We start from the raw sequence: 15,691 nt of genomic DNA, 5'->3' as shown, positions 1-15,691 counted from the left end.
TATGCTTTGTAACAATTTGGGCTAGAATATAAACCATTATTGGCTGTTACATTCAGGCATCTTTTTTAAGAATAATGGCTCAGGCAATAGCGCCTTTGGGAGTATCGAAATGCAAGAAAACTACAAAATCCTGGTCGTGGATGACGATATGCGTTTACGCGCGCTGCTGGAGCGTTATCTGACCGAGCAGGGCTTCCAGGTACGCAGCGTGGCGAACGCTGAACAAATGGATCGCCTGTTAACCCGCGAATCCTTTCATCTGATGGTGCTGGATCTGATGCTGCCGGGCGAAGACGGCCTTTCTATCTGTCGCCGTTTACGCAGCCAGAGTAACCCGATGCCGATTATTATGGTGACGGCGAAAGGGGAAGAAGTTGACCGTATCGTTGGCCTGGAAATTGGCGCGGATGACTATATTCCAAAACCGTTCAACCCGCGCGAACTGCTGGCCCGTATCCGTGCCGTGCTGCGTCGTCAGGCTAATGAACTGCCGGGCGCGCCTTCGCAGGAAGAAGCGGTTATCGCTTTTGGCAAATTTAAGCTGAACCTGGGCACGCGCGAAATGTTCCGCGAAGATGAGCCAATGCCGTTAACCAGCGGCGAATTTGCCGTCCTGAAAGCGCTGGTCAGCCATCCGCGCGAGCCGCTCTCCCGCGATAAGCTGATGAACCTGGCGCGTGGCCGCGAGTACAGCGCCATGGAACGCTCTATCGACGTGCAGATCTCTCGCCTGCGCCGCATGGTAGAAGAAGACCCGGCCCATCCACGCTATATCCAGACCGTGTGGGGCCTGGGCTACGTTTTCGTACCGGACGGCAGTAAAGCATGAGGCGAATCCGCTTCTCTCCACGCAGTTCCTTTGCCCGCACGCTGCTGCTGATTGTCACTCTGCTGTTTGTCAGCCTGGTGACAACCTATCTGGTGGTGCTGAATTTTGCCATTCTGCCCAGCCTGCAGCAGTTCAATAAGGTGCTGGCGTATGAGGTGCGGATGCTGATGACCGACAGGTTACAGCTGGAAGACGGCACGCAGCTTGAGGTGCCGCCGGCGTTTCGTCGCGAAATTTATCGCGAGCTGGGTATTTCACTGTATACCAACGCGGCGGCGGAAGAGAGCGGATTACGCTGGGCGCAACATTACGAATTCCTCAGCCAGCAGATGGCGCAGCAGCTCGGTGGCCCAACCGACGTGCGCGTCGAGGTGAACAAAAATTCGCCGGTGGTCTGGCTGAAAACCTGGCTGTCGCCGGATATCTGGGTGCGTGTACCCCTCACCGAAATTCACCAGGGCGACTTTTCGCCGCTGTTCCGCTACACGCTGGCGATTATGCTGTTAGCGATAGGTGGCGCGTGGCTGTTTATCCGCATTCAAAACCGGCCGCTGGTGGAGCTGGAGCATGCCGCGCTACAGGTGGGAAAAGGCATTATTCCGCCGCCGCTGCGTGAATATGGCGCTTCCGAAGTGCGTTCGGTGACCCGCGCTTTTAACCAGATGGCCGCAGGCGTGAAGCAGCTGGCCGATGACCGTACGCTACTGATGGCGGGCGTCAGCCACGATTTACGCACGCCGCTGACGCGTATCCGCCTGGCAACGGAGATGATGGCGCAGGAAGATGGCTATCTGGCGGAGTCGATCAATAAAGATATCGAAGAGTGCAACGCCATTATCGAACAGTTTATCGATTATCTGCGTACCGGCCAGGAGATGCAGACCGAGCGCGCAGACTTAAACGGCGTGCTGGGCGAAGTAGTGGCAGCGGAAAGCGGCTACGAGCGGGAAATCGAAAACGCCGTAATGCCGGCCGAACTGATGCTGGATATCAATCCGCTGTCGATTAAACGCGCGCTTGCCAATCTGGTGGTCAATGCGGCGCGCTATGGCAACGGCTGGATCAAGGTCAGCAGCGGTAGCGAACTGCAGCGCGCCTGGTTTCAGGTTGAAGATGACGGTCCCGGTATTCAGCCCGAACAGCTTAAGCATCTGCTACAGCCTTTCGTGCGCGGTGACAGCGCGCGCAGCACCAGCGGCACCGGTCTTGGCCTGGCGATAGTGCAGCGTATTATCGATGCGCACCAGGGGTCGCTGGAAATCGGTGAAAGCGAGCGGGGCGGGCTGCGCATCCGTGCTTACCTCCCGCTGCCGGCTAATATGGCGCCGCCTACGACTACCGGCTGAATATTAAAAACTTTCCGGCTAAGGCTTTTATGCTTATGGCCGGAAAGTACTTTAGGTTTTACTTTTACGCCCATCTCTTACCCATCGCTTTTTTAATTTATTTAATAAACAAGCCTGCCGCCGCGATATTCGGGGTTTTGAAATTAAAATAACCGGTACTTTTTAGTAAACATTTCTGCGAGTTGATTGCGGAAAGTGAAAAACTTTCATGGTCAGGGTGTGTTTAAAAGTACAGAGAAAAAGAAAAGCCGCTTTAGCCACAGGTAAGAAAAATAAAAAACTTATTGTGCCAGCGATAACAAAGCTTAATAAGTTTTAGAAACATGAAGATCGGAATGCGTGAAGGATAAAATTATCGTAAAGCTAATAATAAAAAGCCGGTGGAGTCACCGGCTTTAGGCTGCTGACAAACTTATACGGTCCATGCGTGCCGGCATTTTTTGCAGCCACACCGTAGCTTTTTGGCCTCTGCAGCTATTCACTGGCCTGAACGCCACCTGATGTTGTATAAGCTTGTGCAAAACCTCGCTTTGAACAATTTTGCTGTTACAGCTGCGGCCCGGCCGGGACCAGGGCTGCGCCGGCTGGCGTATCGGTGTATTTATCAAAGTTAGTGATAAACAGCTTCGCCAGATCCTGCGCTTTCTCTTGCCACTGCGCGGCGTCTGCATAGGTGTTGCGCGGATCGAGGATCGCGCTGTCAACGCCCGGCAGGGCAAGCGGCATCGCCAGGTTAAAGATCGGTAGCGTTACCGTTTCCGCACTGGAAAGCTCGCCGTTCAGAATCGCATTGATAATCGCGCGCGTATCCTTCAGCGAAATACGTTTGCCGCTGCCGTTCCAGCCGGTATTGACCAGATACGCTTCCGCGCCCGCTGCGGCCATGCGTTTTACCAGTACTTCCGCATACTGCGTCGGGTGAAGCGTCAGGAACGCCGCGCCAAAGCAGGCAGAGAAAGTAGGCGTCGGCTCGGTTACGCCGCGCTCCGTCCCGGCCAGCTTGGCGGTAAAGCCCGACAGGAAGTGATACTGCGTCTGGTCTGGCGTCAGGCGAGAAACGGGCGGCAACACGCCAAACGCATCAGCGGTCAGGAAAATGACCTTACGTGCGTGGCCCGCTTTTGAAACCGGCTTAACGATGTTGTCGATATGGTAAATCGGGTAGGAGACGCGGGTATTCTCGGTCTTGCTGCCGTCATCATAATCGACCGAACCGTCAGCGCGAACCACCACGTTTTCCAGCAGCGCGTCGCGACGGATAGCGTGATAGATCTCCGGCTCGGCCTGCTCGGACAGCTTGATGGTTTTGGCATAGCAGCCGCCTTCAAAGTTAAACACGCCGTCGTCATCCCAGCCGTGCTCGTCATCGCCAATAAGCTGGCGATGAGGATCGGTGGAAAGCGTGGTTTTACCGGTGCCGGAAAGACCAAAGAAAACGGCGACGTCACCCTCTACGCCAACGTTTGCGGAGCAGTGCATAGAAGCGATGCCTTTCAGCGGCAGCAGGTAGTTCATGATGGCGAACAGACCTTTTTTCATCTCGCCGCCGTACCAGGTCCCGCCGATCAGCTGAATACGCTCGGTCAGGTTAAAGGCCACGAAGTTCTCAGAATGCAGGCCCTGCTGCTGCCAGTCCGGGTTAGTGCATTTCGCGCCGTTCATCACCACAAAGTCAGGCACAAAGCTGTCGAGATCGGCGTCTTCCGGACGGATAAACATGTTTTTAACGAAGTGTGCCTGCCAGGCGACTTCCGTAATGAAGCGCACGCTCAGTCGCGTGTCGGGGTTGGCACCACACCAGGCGTCGACCACAAACAGACGCTTGCCGGAAAGCTGCGTCGTTACCAGCGATTTAAGCTGCTGCCAGACTTCAGGCGACAGCGGCTGGTTGTCGTTTTTGCCCTTACCCTGGTCGCTCCACCATAGCGTGTCGCGAGTCGTGTCATCACGAACGATATATTTATCTTTTGGCGAACGGCCGGTAAAAATGCCGGTATCGACGGCAATCGCGCCGGATTGCGTAAGGGTGCCGCGCTCGAAGCCGCTTAGCTCGGGACGTGTTTCTTCCTGATACAGCGTGTCGAAATCGGGGTTGTAAATAACTTCAACCGCGTCTGTAATGCCATATTCGACGAGATCCTGCGGGGTCAGGTCACGCATGTTACTGCTCCTTTGTCTTTTCGGTTTTGCTGCAGATGAACAGAGAATAACGTTTCATTAACCCTGATGGTTAGCAAATCCTTAATAAAGTGTAAATAACGATCGCGCGCAGTTTACACGCGTGAAACCTGAGGTGAAGGGGCAGGCAACAGAAATGAGAGGCAGCGCGTGAAACGATTAATAACGCCTCAGCGTATTCGTTCCAATACGGGTTTAAAAAGATAACTACGGAGAAAGGGCATATTAAAAAACAGGGGAGAAATACGCTGTCGGCATTTACGCCGACAGCGTATTTAAATTAATGCACGCGCTCGTCGCCAGCGGCAGAGTCGTTACGGATTGCGGCAATATCTACGGCATCGTAAATATAGTGGCTGCCGCAGTAATCGCAGTGCATATCAATCTTACCGTCTTCGGCCAGGATCTCGTCCACTTCCGCTTCCGGCAGGCTGCGCAGCACTTCGCCGCAGCGTTCGTGAGAACAGGTGCAGCGGAAGATCACGTCCTGCGGATCGTAAAGCGTAACTTCTTCCTGATGATAGAGACGCCACAGCACCTCGTTAGCCGGCAGGCCAAGCAGCTCTTCCGTTTTAATCGTTTCGGTCAGCGTGGCCAGATGGTTAAAGTCTTCCTGCTGGGCATCCTGAGCGGGCAGTACCTGTAACAAAATACCGCCAGCGCCCTGCTGTCCTTCTGCTTCGCCGGTGCGAATAAACAGGCGCGTCGGCAGCTGCTCGGAACGCATAAAGTAATCTTCCAGGCATTCGGCCAGCGTTTCACCTTCCAGACCGACCACGCCCTGATAGCGCTCGCCCTGTGCTGGCGTAATGGTGATCACCAGATAGCCGTTGCCGACCATCTCTTTCAGGCTGCTCTCTGGCGCGATTTCGCTGTTAACGCGCGCCACGCCGCGCATTTCCTGACGGTTGTTGCCGTTAATCACGGCCAGATTCAGCGGCCCGTCGCCCTGTAACTGAACGGTGATATCACCATCAAACTTCAGCGTGGCGGTTAACAGGCTGGTCGCAACCAGCAGCTCGCCCAGCACTTTCTGCACCGGCAGCGGATAGTCATGGCCATTAATAATTTGCTGCCAGGTGTCGGATACCGTCACCAGTTCGCCACGCACGGCGTAGTTTTCGAACAGATAACGGTGCATTTGGTCTTGATGAGCCATAATTCTCTCTCGTTGTGGCGAGCTACTCGTCGCCAGAATTTTTAAATTTCATTAAGTCCCGGCGCTCCTTTTTGTCGGGACGACGGTCAGGATGCGGCATAGTCAGCGCGTTCATTTTTCGCGCCAGCGCTATCTTTTCCCGTTTTTCAATGCTTTCTGCCGTTTCGGCATACATCTGCTGAGCTTCACTTGCCGGACGGCGCTGGTCGCCCGTCGCCAGCACCGTGATCGTACGCTGATCGTTGCCCTGACGAAGCGTCAGTTCGGCGTTCACTTCGACAATCTTGCTCGGCTTACTGCGCTGGCCATTGTAGTGAACTTTACCGCCTTCAATCATCTCACGTGCGACCGCGCGGGTTTTATAGAAGCGAGCGGCCCACAGCCATTTATCGAGCCGAACCGCTTCTGCGGGTTTCTCTTTCATCGCTGCTCCTGTTTGGGAATATCCCTATGTATGGGTTGCCTGTCAGAAATCAAGGTGCTTCTCCGGCTCGGGCCGGAGAGAAGTCTATGGGATAGCGCAGAGGGGACGATAACCTTAAAAATAGCATAAAACCGCCCGGCTCAGAACAGCGGGCGGATGCTCTGGGGCGTGCTTAACGCAGGGTTAAAGCATTTGTCATAGTAGTCCTGAATCGCGGTGGTGCGTACGCGGTTAAGGTGGATACGCTTTAAGGCCAGCAGAGAGTTGATGACAAAACTCAGGGCGACCAACAGCAGCAGCAGGCTGGTGCCAAGATAGCGGCCCAGCTTCACGGCATCCGGCTCGCTGTGCAGCGCAATATGGCGCGTGCCGTTGGCGTCGGTGGTAATACTGGTGACGATACCCGTGGCGGAGAATGGCGTATGCAGCAGCATACCTGCCAGCCGCTGTAGCTCTGGCCACTGGTCGGGCGCGTTGAAGTCAAACAGGGAAACGCTCGGTGCCTGCTGGCTGACCAGCTGGCGGCCTTCATCGCTAATAATCAAAAAGCCGCCGGGCGGAGGACTGTTAAGCGCTTCCGCCGCGCGTCGCGTTTCCCGATAGAAAAAAGACGAGGTGGCGGTGTTGACCAGATTTTCCAGCGCCTCTGCGCTCACCGGACGCAGCAGGACGTTGGTATCGGTCAGCGCACCGGAATCGGCACGGCGTACCAGCGTTTCCCAGTCTTTCGCGTTGCCCAGATTAACCAGCGCGTTCTTTAGCCGCACGCAATCCTGCTCCTGGCTACACAGATCCTGCGTTTTCAATACGATATCGGCAAAGTCATCCAGCAGGATCATGCCCGATTTTTGAATAGCGGTGGCAAGCTGCGGATTAAGTTTTGGATCGCTGTTGTTTTGCGGATGCAGCTGCAAACTGGTGGTGCTGAGCAGCGCCGTGGCTTTATCAATAATGTCCGACTGCGGCTGGGGCAGGGGAGCGGCGTTATTCCAGTAAACCGCCGAACAGTCAAAAGGCATAAACGCGTAGGTGCGGTTACCCTGATAGGTTGCCGGCACGGAACACATGCCATAGCCGTTGACTTTCAGGCTGTCGCCCACGCGCAAAGCGACTTTTTCCAGATCCTGCACGTCGTGCACCTGCACGCTTTCCGTGCCTTTCAGCCAGGCCATGCTCAGCTTTAGCGGCATGCTTAAAGGTACCAGCGTGACCAGCAGCATCAGCACCAGCAGTGACCCCGCCGCCAGCACCAGGTTTTTACGCCAGCGTTGGATAGGAAAGTTACGCACTTCATCCTGTAACGACAGAAAACGGCCCTGACGCACAACCTGACGATTCAGATAGATATCCACTTCCGTCGGCTGGCCCAGGTCGTGAGCGACATAAGGCTGCCAGTGCGGAGGATAAACCAGGTCGATAATACCCAGTGAAATATTGCTGGCCTGACCCTGGTTAGATTCGCCAAACAGCCCCCAGCGCTTGGGCGCGCCGCGCAGGCAGTGAATCTCACGCAAATCTTTTTCGCCCGGACGACGCCAGAGCGACCAGCAGCTTACCACTATAGTAACCAGCGCGGTCAGCACCAGCCACGGCATAATCACCACTGGCCCGATAAGACTGATAAACAGCAGCAGCAAGGCTAAGCAGATGGCCGTCGCTTCCCTTGTGCCGTCGGGACGGCTGAGCGCATACTCCTCGGGCGTCTCTTTACGCACGCTGAGCAGGTCAATGTTTTCGCTTTCTTCTTTTCTGATGGAGGCATTTTGGCCGGCCGGACGCGTAACCGGGCCGAGCGCGGGTGGCTCATAAACGTAGTTCGCCAGCGAATAACCGTTCAGGGAAATCACCAGCGGAATGGTTTGCGTCTTGATCAGCTCGACGTAGTTTTCTTCGGCGATATGCTGTTCCCACAGCGGCGGCAGATGGACTTCGACCGCATCCAGGTAATAGCGCCATTTATGGGGTTCGTCGGTAGAGAGGCCGTAGCGCGTGATAGAACGCGTAACCGGATAGACGTTACTGCTTTGCGAAGTTAACACCAGATGGTCAGCTTTGCTGCTGGTGCCGCCGGGAAGCGTGGCGCTGCGGCTTTTTTCGAGTGAGCCGATATAGCGCTCAACGGCTTTACGCTCTTCGTCGCTCAGTTTACGAAAGGGAGGATTAATGAATGGCAGTGGTTTCGCCAACGGCGGACGATGCCGCATAGCGTACCAAAAAAAACAACCCGCCCCCACTGAACAGGTCAGCATTACAGCCAATATAATGACTATTGTGCTCATGCTTTCCTCTCCGCCATCCTGCTTCCACCATTACGCTGGCAATTACCGTCCTGAGTCATAGTTATATCGATATTGTGACGGCTTCAGGCAGCGCTGGCAATCTGCGATGTTTATTAAAATAGCGCGCAAAATCATAAAATTAGAATAATTGTAGATAAGTCCCGGCCGTGATGGTAGCAAGCCGCCCGTACGAGAAGTATCGGTATATTCCTATTTTGTAAATCACGCATTGACTTTTTTAAAACAATTTAATTACTTATCGGTCGATTTGTTATAACGGTGTAAAATGATGTATGCGATGATTGGCATCCCCCGTTTACTCCCGCACAATGGGGAAACTATCGGTTAATTTACCGTGACTGGCGAGCTATTACGCTCATTTTTTTGGCTTTTCCTGGGGCCACTATGACCGGACAACTGCAAAAACCCAAAATTCTGAATGTCGAAACCGTTGCGCGCTCGCGCCTGTTCACCGTACAGGCTGTCGATCTGCTGTTCAGCAACGGCGCTCAGCGCGTCTATGAGCGCATGAAGCCGACCGAGCATGAAGCGGTCATGATTGTGCCGATTATTGATGATCACCTTATTCTTATCCGGGAATATGCGGTAGGACTGGAAAGTTATGAGCTGGGTTTTCCTAAAGGCCTGATCGATCCTGGCGAAACCCCGTTCGAAGCGGCAAACCGCGAGCTGAAGGAGGAGGCCGGTTTTGGCGCTCGCCAGTTAGAACAGCTGGGCAAGCTGACGCTGGCACCGTCCTATTTTTCCAGCAAAATGAATATCGTCGTCGCGGAGGATCTTTATGAAGAGAGTCTGGAAGGCGATGAACCGGAGCCGCTGCCGCAAATCCGCTGGCCGCTGGATAATCTGATGGCGCTGCTGCAGGAACCAGACTTCCGTGAAGCGCGTAACGTCAGCGCGCTGTTTCTGGTGCGGGAATGGCTGGTTAAACAAGGCCGGCTGAGCTATCAGGCTTCTGCCGTAGAGTGATATGACGCGTGTCCGCAGAACTTTCCTGTGGGGCCGCACGTTTAATATGAAAAAGCCCGGTAAAAACCGGGCTTTAATATAGCTACTGAGTGAAATGAAAGCGCCTCTGGCGCCGATCAGAACAGCTCGTGGCTCTCGCCGTTATCCATCAGCGTAGTGCCGACGTCATGAACGGAATACTCCGTTGGCTGGGTGCCGTTGATAAAGTACTCCTGACGCGTATTGCCGCCGCCGTTGGCCAGCTTGCCGGTGCGGCGGTCAATGGTGACGGTCACCACGCCATCAGGCGGCGTCAGCGGCTGTACCGGTACGCCGTCCAGCGCCACCTTCATGTAGGCATCCCAGGCTGGCTGCGCGCTCTTCGCACCGCCCTCATAGCCGGAGATCTGATCTTTGATCGCACCGGAAGCGGTGGTGCGGCCCAGATCGCGGCGATGGTCGTCAAAGCCAATCCAGACAGAGGTCACTACGCCAGGCCCATAGCCGGAGAACCAGGCGTCTTTTGAACTGTTGGTTGTCCCCGTTTTACCACCAATATCGTTACGCTTCAGATCGCGACCTGCACGCCAGCCGGTTCCCATCCAGCCTGGCTCGCCAAAGATATTGGAGTTCAACGCGCTTTTAATCAGGAACGACAGCGGTGTGTTAATCACGTGCGGCGCATACTGCTGTTCGCCAGTTTGCGGCTGTGGCGGCACCTGTTCCAGCTGCGGCTGCGGCACGGCTACATTCGAACCCTGTTGTGAAATGGTCGGGTTTTCAATGCTGTCTTCACTCAGCGCCACGGCCTTCTGCGTGTTGCCGTAAATCACCGGCAAATTACACTCCGGACAGGCTACCTTCGGCTTCTCTTCAAACAGCGTATGGCCCTGTTCATCCTCTATTTTGCTGATAAAGAAAGGATCGACCAGGAAGCCGCCGTTTGCCATCACTGAGTAGCCACGCACCATTTGCAGCGGCGTGAAGGAAGCGGAACCGAGCGCCAGTGATTCGGTATGCACGATATTCTGCGCCGGGAAGCCAAAGCGCTGCAGATACTCTGCGGCGTAGTCGACGCCCATCGCACGCATCGCGCGCACCATTACCACGTTTTTCGACTGCCCAAGCCCCTGACGTAAACGAATCGGGCCGTCATAGGTTGGCGGTGAGTTTTTTGGCCGCCAGTCGGCACCGGCCCCGGCATCCCAGCGAGAGATGGGTACGTCGTTCAGAATCGAAGCCAGCGTCAGCCCACGATCCATTGCCGCGGTATAGAGGAACGGTTTGATATTCGAACCGACCTGGCGCAGCGCCTGGGTTGCACGGTTAAATTTGCTGAGGTTAAAGTCGAAACCGCCGACCAGGGCGCGAACGGCACCGTTGTGCGGATCCAGGGAAACCAGCGAGGAGTTTACGTCCGGCACCTGGGCCAGCCACCATGCGCTCTCTACCTGACGCACCCAAATCTGCTGGCCCGGCTGCACCACGTCGGTGACGCTGCCAGGCGTGCGGCCCTGTGTCGTATCCGATTTATAAGGACGCGCCCAGCGCATACCGGCCAGATTCAGCGTAGCGCTGGTGCCGTCGCGCATCATTACCTCTGCTTCCTCGCGGTTTGCTTCGGTAACCACCGCCGGATACAGCGGACCGTAAACCGGCAACGACTTCAGCGTCTTCAGGATTTCCGTACGTCCCCACGGTGCCTGGCCTACCTTCCACAGCACGTTAGCCGGGCCGCGATAGCCGTGACGCATATCGTAGTCCAGCACATTGTCCTGTAGCGCTTTCTGTGCGCCCAGCTGCAGTTTACGCGTGATGGTGGTGGTGACCTTAAAGCCGTCGTTATAGGCGTTATCGCCATAGCGTTTCACCATCTCCTGGCGCACCATCTCGGTCAGATAAGGTGCGGAGAAAGCGATTTCCGGTGCGTGATAGTGCGCTTCCAGCGGCGAGTTACGCGCTTCGTCATACTGCGACTGCGTGATGTAGTTCTGATCCAGCATGCGGTTAAGCACGACGTTACGACGCGCCAGTGCACGAGTATGGGAATAGAGCGGGTTAAAGGTTGACGGTGCCTTCGGCAGACCGGCAATCATCGCCATTTCCCCTAACGACAGCTGGTCGACATTTTTACCAAAATAGACCTGTGCAGCGGCACCCACGCCATAAGCGCGATAACCCAGATAGATTTTGTTCAGGTAGAGTTCAAGGATCTCGTCTTTGCTCATCATCTGTTCGATGCGGATGGCAAGAAACGCTTCCTTGATTTTACGCATCAGCGTGCGTTCAGGGCTGAGGAAGAAGTTACGCGCCAGCTGCTGGGTAATGGTGCTGGCACCTTGTGAAGCGTGGCCAGATACCAGCGCGACGCTCGCCGCACGGAAAATACCGATAGGGTCGATACCGTGATGCTCGTAGAAGCGGCTGTCTTCGGTAGCGATAAAGGCCTTCACCATTTCGGGCGGGATCTGGTCAAGCTTTAGCGGGATACGACGCTTTTCGCCATATTGTGCAATCAGCTCGCCATCGGCGCTGTAAACCTGCATCGGCGTTTGCAGCCGGACATCTTTCAGCGTGGCAACGTCGGGCAGCTGTGGCTGTATGTACTGGTACAGACCATAAATCGAGCCAGCTCCCAACAAAATGCAACACACTGCAAGGATCAAAAAATACTTTACGAACTTCACCTGATATCTTCCATCTTAAGTCGCCTGGACAGTTTATAAACAATCGCGCGGTAGTATAAAGGCAAGCCAGAAGCCTGGATACATCATTTTTTCACCGGACAGGGAGACCGCGCGAAATGGCATTTCAGACATGGCAAGTCGGCCTGGATATTCAGAACGGACAGCTTTGCGCTCTGGCGATCCAGCGCCGTCGAAACGGCTGGCAGCTACGGCACTGGTGGCAGCATGCGTTGCCGCACGATACGTTAAGCAACGGGCTGGTGCAACGACCCGAACCGCTTATCCCCTTATTGCGGCAGTGGCGCAGGCAGCTGCCCCGGCAAATCTCGCTGCGCGTGACTTTTCCCGTGCAGCTGGTACTGCAGCATCCGCTTGAGCTACCGCAAACACCACTGCATGAGCCAGAGCGTAGCAGCTATATCGCAGCGGCGGCGAAGCGATTTTTTCCCATCGAGCCGGACAAACTTGCGCTTGACTATCGGGCGGAAGCAAACGGCAGTCGGTTATGGCTTACCGCCGCGCGCCTTGAGGCCGTTCAGGCCTGGCTGACCTGTCTGGGTACGGCAGGGCTCAGGCCGCAGGTGCTGGAGCTGGCACCGGCGGCGCTGTTTGCGCTGGCGCAGCATTTGCAGCTCGCTCCTCAGGCGGCGCTGGTGCATCGGTTGCAGGATCACTGGCTATGGTATTGCGCACGCCAGCAGCCGGAATGGGGATGGTGCCCGGCCCATGAGGCAAGCGATCTGGCCAGGCTGCGAGAAAGGCACCTTGCCGATGTGCCGACGTTTTATTACAGCTCGGCGCTGGCGGAGGCGCTTCCCGCTGAGGCGACATGGCTCAATCCGCTGGAGGCTTTTGCATTTAAACAGCCGCCGCTACCGCTGTTTACCGGCACTTTTGCGCTGGCAGCCGGGCTTGCCTTACGGCCGGGAGACGCCTGATGGTCTGGGTCAATCTGCTTCCCTGGCGGCGTCGGCTGCTGCTGTTACGGCTTCGGCGCGATGGCCTGCTGGCAGTCGCGCTGCTGGCTGTTTTGAGTTCCGCAGCCGTACCGCTGGCGGACGCGCAGTGGTTCGCTGAACAGCAGCAGCACAAGGTCCAGCAGCTAAAGGGAGTCAACGGGCAGTTTGAAAAGCTCAAAGCTCGTTTAACCCGCCTTGCCCAGCAAAAAGAGCAGCTTAGCGCCGCGCTGGCTGCCAGCGTCGCCCGGCAGCAGCGGTTTAATGCGTGGTATGAATTTATGCTAAAGCTGCCCGGCCTGCTGCCCGCCACGCTCTGGCTGAGCGAAATAACCAAAACCGCAGAAACGTTGAACGTGACGGGTTTCTGTCTGCAAATGTCGGAGATAGAGCGCTTTCGCCAGCGTTTGCACTCGCTGGCGCTGTTTGCGCAGGTAAAAAACGGCAGGATCGGCCGCGACGGGCAGGACGCGATTCGGTTCAGTCTTGTGCTGGCGCTGGAACAAAAAGGCGGTGGTGATGATTAGCAGATGGCTGTACCGCTGGTGCTCGCTGGCTTTCTGGCTACGGACGCTGCTTATTGCTGCGGCTGTCGGTCTGGCGGCGTTGACCTTCTGGCAAGGCTGGCAGCGGCCGCTTCAGCAAAAAATCGTGCAGCTTAGCGGGCAGCAGCGGCAGGAGGCAAAGCGCTATCGGCTACTGACAGAACATTTTATAAAAAGCGCTTCCTTAACCCAAACCGAAGCGGAAATAGCCAGGCTACAACAGGCGCTACGGCCCACAGCGCAGCAGCCTTTTTCACTGCTGTCGCTGACAAAAGCGGCAGGCGGCAATCTGCAAAGCTGGCAGCCGAATGCGCAGGGCGGCGAACTGACTCTGGCGCTTAGCTGGGAGCAGGCGCAGGCTTTGTTTCGCTATCTGAGCGAGCAGCAGGCCGCTATCGATTTTCCTTTGTTTAGCCTGAAGCGCGTCAACGAGCAGCTGTTATTAAAAATGGTACTGCGTTATGACGGCTAGTTCGCTGTGGAAAAGGAGCCGTCGACCGGCGGCAATTTATCCGCTGGCGCTGCTTATTTTTATCTGTATGAACGCGGCTAAAGCAGCCCGCGATCCTTTTATGCCGCCGGAAAATGTGCTGTGCGATACGCCAGCAAAAAGCGCGCTGGTGCCACGGCTGCGCGGCATAATCGGCAAAGAAGGAGATTATCGCGCCTGGCTGGTGACGAGCGGCGGTCAGGGCCAGCTGTGGGCACAGCAGCAGTGGCCTACGCCGCGCTGGCTGTTACAGCGCGTGACGGCGTTCAGCATCAGGCTGCAATCGGCCAGACGGTGTCCGCCTTTCACCATAAATTTGCAGGGAAGCCTCTATGAAACCGATCCGTCTGTTAATCGCAACGCTTCTTCTGGTACTGGCCAGGCCGCTGTACGCCAGCCAGACGCCGCTTTCGCTGGCTTTTGATGACGCGCCCGTTGCCCAGATATTGCAGGCGCTGGCGGATTACCAGCAGCTAAACTTGCTGGTGGCGCCGGGCGTGGAGGGGCGGCTTTCCATCAGGTTAAAAGAGGTCAGCTGGCAGCAGGCGCTGTCGCTGATTTCTCGCCTGGCACAGCTGCATATCAGCACAGAAGACAACGTGCTGCTGGTTTTTCCACTAAGCTGGCAGGCAGAAAAGCAGCGTCAGCAGGCGCTGGAACGTGAAGAAGCGGAAAAAACGCTGCCTTTGAAGACGCTGGCGCTGACGTTGCGCTACGCCGAGGCTGAAAAGGTTAACGCCAGCCTGCAGGCGTCACGTGCCAGGCTCATGACCTCACGCGGCAGCGTAACGGTTGATACGCGCACCAATAGCCTGGTGTTATACGACACGCAGGCGGCCCTGGATAACGTCCAGCGCTGGGTGGCTACCCTGGACACGCCGCTGGAGCAGGTAGAGCTGGCAGCGCATATCGTGACTATCAGCAAAGAGAGCCTGCGTGAACTGGGCGTGCGCTGGGGGATGAGTGGAGAAGAGCAAATCTCTCAGGCGCTGCGGGCCAGCCAGCTAAGGGTGGAGGTGCCGGTAGCGAACCCGGCAATGACGTTTGGTTTTACCTTAGCGCGGATGAACGGCAGGCTGCTCGACCTGGAACTGAGCGCGCTGGAGCAGGAAAACCAGCTGGAGATCATCGCCAGCCCGCGTCTTTTTACCTCGCATCAGCAGCCGGCCAGCATCAAGCAGGGCACTGAAATTCCTTATGAGGTCTCCAGCGGAACCAGTGGCGGCACCAGCGTGGAATTTAAAGAGGCGGTGTTGGGGATGGATGTGACGCCCGTCGTGCAGCCAAACGGACGGATAATGCTGAAACTGCATATCAGCCAGAACCTGCCCGGCAGCACGATTCGTAACGGCGAAGGCGAATATATCGCAATTGATAAGCAGGAAATCCAGACCCAGGTTACGCTAAAGGACGGTCAGACGCTGGCGCTGGGCGGTATTTTCCAGCAGCAGAGCGCAAAAGGGCAACGCAAAGTACCGCTAATGGGCGATATTCCGCTGCTGGGCACGCTTTTTCGTCATGCTACCACCGAGCAGAAGAGGCGAGAGCTGGTTATCTTTATCACGCCGCGGCTGATCCGTGATGAGTAAGTTTTTTTTGTAACAAACTGGACGGTCGTAAGCTTTTTTAGTGGATTGCAGCCATATGCGTTTGACGCAAGAGCGGAATTAGCTTACAAGGTTTAGCGATTTTTGAATTACAGGCCTCGGTTTGGCTTTAAGAAAATGCATTTACCCGTTTTTTATCGTGCGCAACCGGCGTAGCCGATGCTGTGACATCGGAGTGATAAATCAAGCGGACTGAACGCGCCAGGTGTGGGCGCAATGGGC

Annotated in this window: 13 protein-coding genes; 8 read left to right on the top strand and 5 right to left on the bottom strand. The window is 55.9% G+C overall.

The features are described 5' to 3' along the window. Positions 1–109: 109 nt before the first annotated feature. Together ompR and envZ are read left to right on the top strand one after the other, a co-directional pair. A complete protein-coding gene (gene ompR, locus KUE00_RS17060) occupies positions 110–829 on the top strand; it encodes an osmolarity response regulator transcription factor OmpR (RefSeq protein ID WP_001157751.1) in 720 nt (239 codons plus the stop codon). After that, positions 826–2,175, top strand: a complete 1,350-nt coding sequence (envZ, locus tag KUE00_RS17055) for a two-component system sensor histidine kinase EnvZ (protein WP_246761164.1) — start codon at positions 826–828, stop codon at positions 2,173–2,175. The genes ompR and envZ overlap by 4 nt, the downstream gene beginning before the upstream one ends. Positions 2,176–2,721: 546 nt before the next feature. Here envZ and pckA read toward each other — a convergent pair. The 4 genes from pckA to KUE00_RS17035 form a co-directional block, all read right to left on the bottom strand. After that, a complete protein-coding gene (pckA, locus tag KUE00_RS17050) occupies positions 2,722–4,335 on the bottom strand; it encodes a phosphoenolpyruvate carboxykinase (ATP) (RefSeq protein WP_246761162.1) in 1,614 nt (537 codons plus the stop codon). 298 nt (positions 4,336–4,633) lie between these two features. Then, entirely contained in the window at positions 4,634–5,512 is an 879-nt protein-coding gene (gene hslO / locus KUE00_RS17045; RefSeq protein WP_246761161.1) for an Hsp33 family molecular chaperone HslO, read from the bottom strand. A gap of 22 nt (positions 5,513–5,534) precedes the next feature. Next, positions 5,535–5,936, bottom strand: a complete 402-nt coding sequence (gene hslR, locus KUE00_RS17040) for a ribosome-associated heat shock protein Hsp15 (protein WP_246761159.1) — start codon at positions 5,934–5,936, stop codon at positions 5,535–5,537. Between the two features lie 140 nt (positions 5,937–6,076). Then, on the bottom strand, positions 6,077–8,215 hold the full coding sequence (locus KUE00_RS17035) for an intracellular growth attenuator family protein (protein ID WP_246761157.1): 2,139 nt from the start codon (positions 8,213–8,215) through the stop codon (positions 6,077–6,079). Positions 8,216–8,620: 405 nt separating this feature from the next. Here KUE00_RS17035 and nudE point away from each other — a divergent pair, with 405 nt between their 5' ends. Then, positions 8,621–9,205, top strand: coding sequence for an ADP compounds hydrolase NudE (gene nudE / locus KUE00_RS17030; RefSeq protein ID WP_246761155.1), 585 nt, complete (start codon positions 8,621–8,623; stop codon positions 9,203–9,205). Positions 9,206–9,321: 116 nt separating this feature from the next. Here the strand turns inward: nudE and mrcA are convergent, their stop codons facing one another. Continuing rightward, complete coding sequence (mrcA, locus tag KUE00_RS17025) at positions 9,322–11,871, bottom strand: peptidoglycan glycosyltransferase/peptidoglycan DD-transpeptidase MrcA (RefSeq protein WP_246761153.1); 2,550 nt, start codon at positions 11,869–11,871, stop codon at positions 9,322–9,324. Between the two features lie 116 nt (positions 11,872–11,987). Between mrcA and pilM the strand changes: the two genes are divergently transcribed. From pilM to hofQ, 5 genes are read left to right on the top strand one after another with little or no spacing between them, the layout of a single operon-like run. Continuing rightward, positions 11,988–12,809, top strand: coding sequence for a pilus assembly protein PilM (gene pilM, locus KUE00_RS17020; protein WP_246761151.1), 822 nt, complete (start codon positions 11,988–11,990; stop codon positions 12,807–12,809). Then, a complete protein-coding gene (locus KUE00_RS17015) occupies positions 12,809–13,354 on the top strand; it encodes a PilN domain-containing protein (protein WP_246761149.1) in 546 nt (181 codons plus the stop codon). The genes pilM and KUE00_RS17015 overlap by 1 nt, the downstream gene beginning before the upstream one ends. Beyond that, positions 13,347–13,844 carry a HofO family protein gene (locus tag KUE00_RS17010; RefSeq protein WP_246761147.1) on the top strand — a complete coding sequence of 166 codons (498 nt, stop codon included), beginning with the start codon at positions 13,347–13,349 and terminating at the stop codon, positions 13,842–13,844. Before KUE00_RS17015 ends, KUE00_RS17010 begins: the two co-directional genes overlap by 8 nt. Beyond that, positions 13,834–14,286 carry a hypothetical protein gene (locus tag KUE00_RS17005; RefSeq protein ID WP_246761145.1) on the top strand — a complete coding sequence of 151 codons (453 nt, stop codon included), beginning with the start codon at positions 13,834–13,836 and terminating at the stop codon, positions 14,284–14,286. The genes KUE00_RS17010 and KUE00_RS17005 overlap by 11 nt, the downstream gene beginning before the upstream one ends. Beyond that, positions 14,195–15,451, top strand: coding sequence for a DNA uptake porin HofQ (gene hofQ / locus KUE00_RS17000; RefSeq protein WP_246761143.1), 1,257 nt, complete (start codon positions 14,195–14,197; stop codon positions 15,449–15,451). Before KUE00_RS17005 ends, hofQ begins: the two co-directional genes overlap by 92 nt. Positions 15,452–15,691: the final 240 nt, after the last annotated feature.

This window comes from Erwinia phyllosphaerae (assembly GCF_019132875.1).
Taxonomy (GTDB): domain Bacteria; phylum Pseudomonadota; class Gammaproteobacteria; order Enterobacterales; family Enterobacteriaceae; genus Erwinia; species Erwinia phyllosphaerae.
The sequence above is the reverse complement of the archived record's forward strand: the minus strand, read 5'-3'. Positions and strand labels throughout refer to the sequence as shown.

What these genes read in the sequence shown, in the direction of transcription:
- hofQ (WP_246761143.1), top strand. Translation starts at nt 14,195, where the DNA reads ATGAAACCGATCCGTCTGTTAATCGCAACGCTTCTTCTGGTACTGGCC.
- KUE00_RS17015 (WP_246761149.1), top strand. Translation starts at nt 12,809, where the DNA reads ATGGTCTGGGTCAATCTGCTTCCCTGGCGGCGTCGGCTGCTGCTGTTA.
- hslO (WP_246761161.1), bottom strand. Translation starts at nt 5,512, where the DNA reads ATGGCTCATCAAGACCAAATGCACCGTTATCTGTTCGAAAACTACGCC.
- KUE00_RS17035 (WP_246761157.1), bottom strand. Translation starts at nt 8,215, where the DNA reads ATGAGCACAATAGTCATTATATTGGCTGTAATGCTGACCTGTTCAGTG.
- envZ (WP_246761164.1), top strand. Translation starts at nt 826, where the DNA reads ATGAGGCGAATCCGCTTCTCTCCACGCAGTTCCTTTGCCCGCACGCTG.
- nudE (WP_246761155.1), top strand. Translation starts at nt 8,621, where the DNA reads ATGACCGGACAACTGCAAAAACCCAAAATTCTGAATGTCGAAACCGTT.
- pckA (WP_246761162.1), bottom strand. Translation starts at nt 4,335, where the DNA reads ATGCGTGACCTGACCCCGCAGGATCTCGTCGAATATGGCATTACAGAC.
- pilM (WP_246761151.1), top strand. Translation starts at nt 11,988, where the DNA reads ATGGCATTTCAGACATGGCAAGTCGGCCTGGATATTCAGAACGGACAG.
- ompR (WP_001157751.1), top strand. Translation starts at nt 110, where the DNA reads ATGCAAGAAAACTACAAAATCCTGGTCGTGGATGACGATATGCGTTTA.
- hslR (WP_246761159.1), bottom strand. Translation starts at nt 5,936, where the DNA reads ATGAAAGAGAAACCCGCAGAAGCGGTTCGGCTCGATAAATGGCTGTGG.
- KUE00_RS17010 (WP_246761147.1), top strand. Translation starts at nt 13,347, where the DNA reads ATGATTAGCAGATGGCTGTACCGCTGGTGCTCGCTGGCTTTCTGGCTA.
- KUE00_RS17005 (WP_246761145.1), top strand. Translation starts at nt 13,834, where the DNA reads ATGACGGCTAGTTCGCTGTGGAAAAGGAGCCGTCGACCGGCGGCAATT.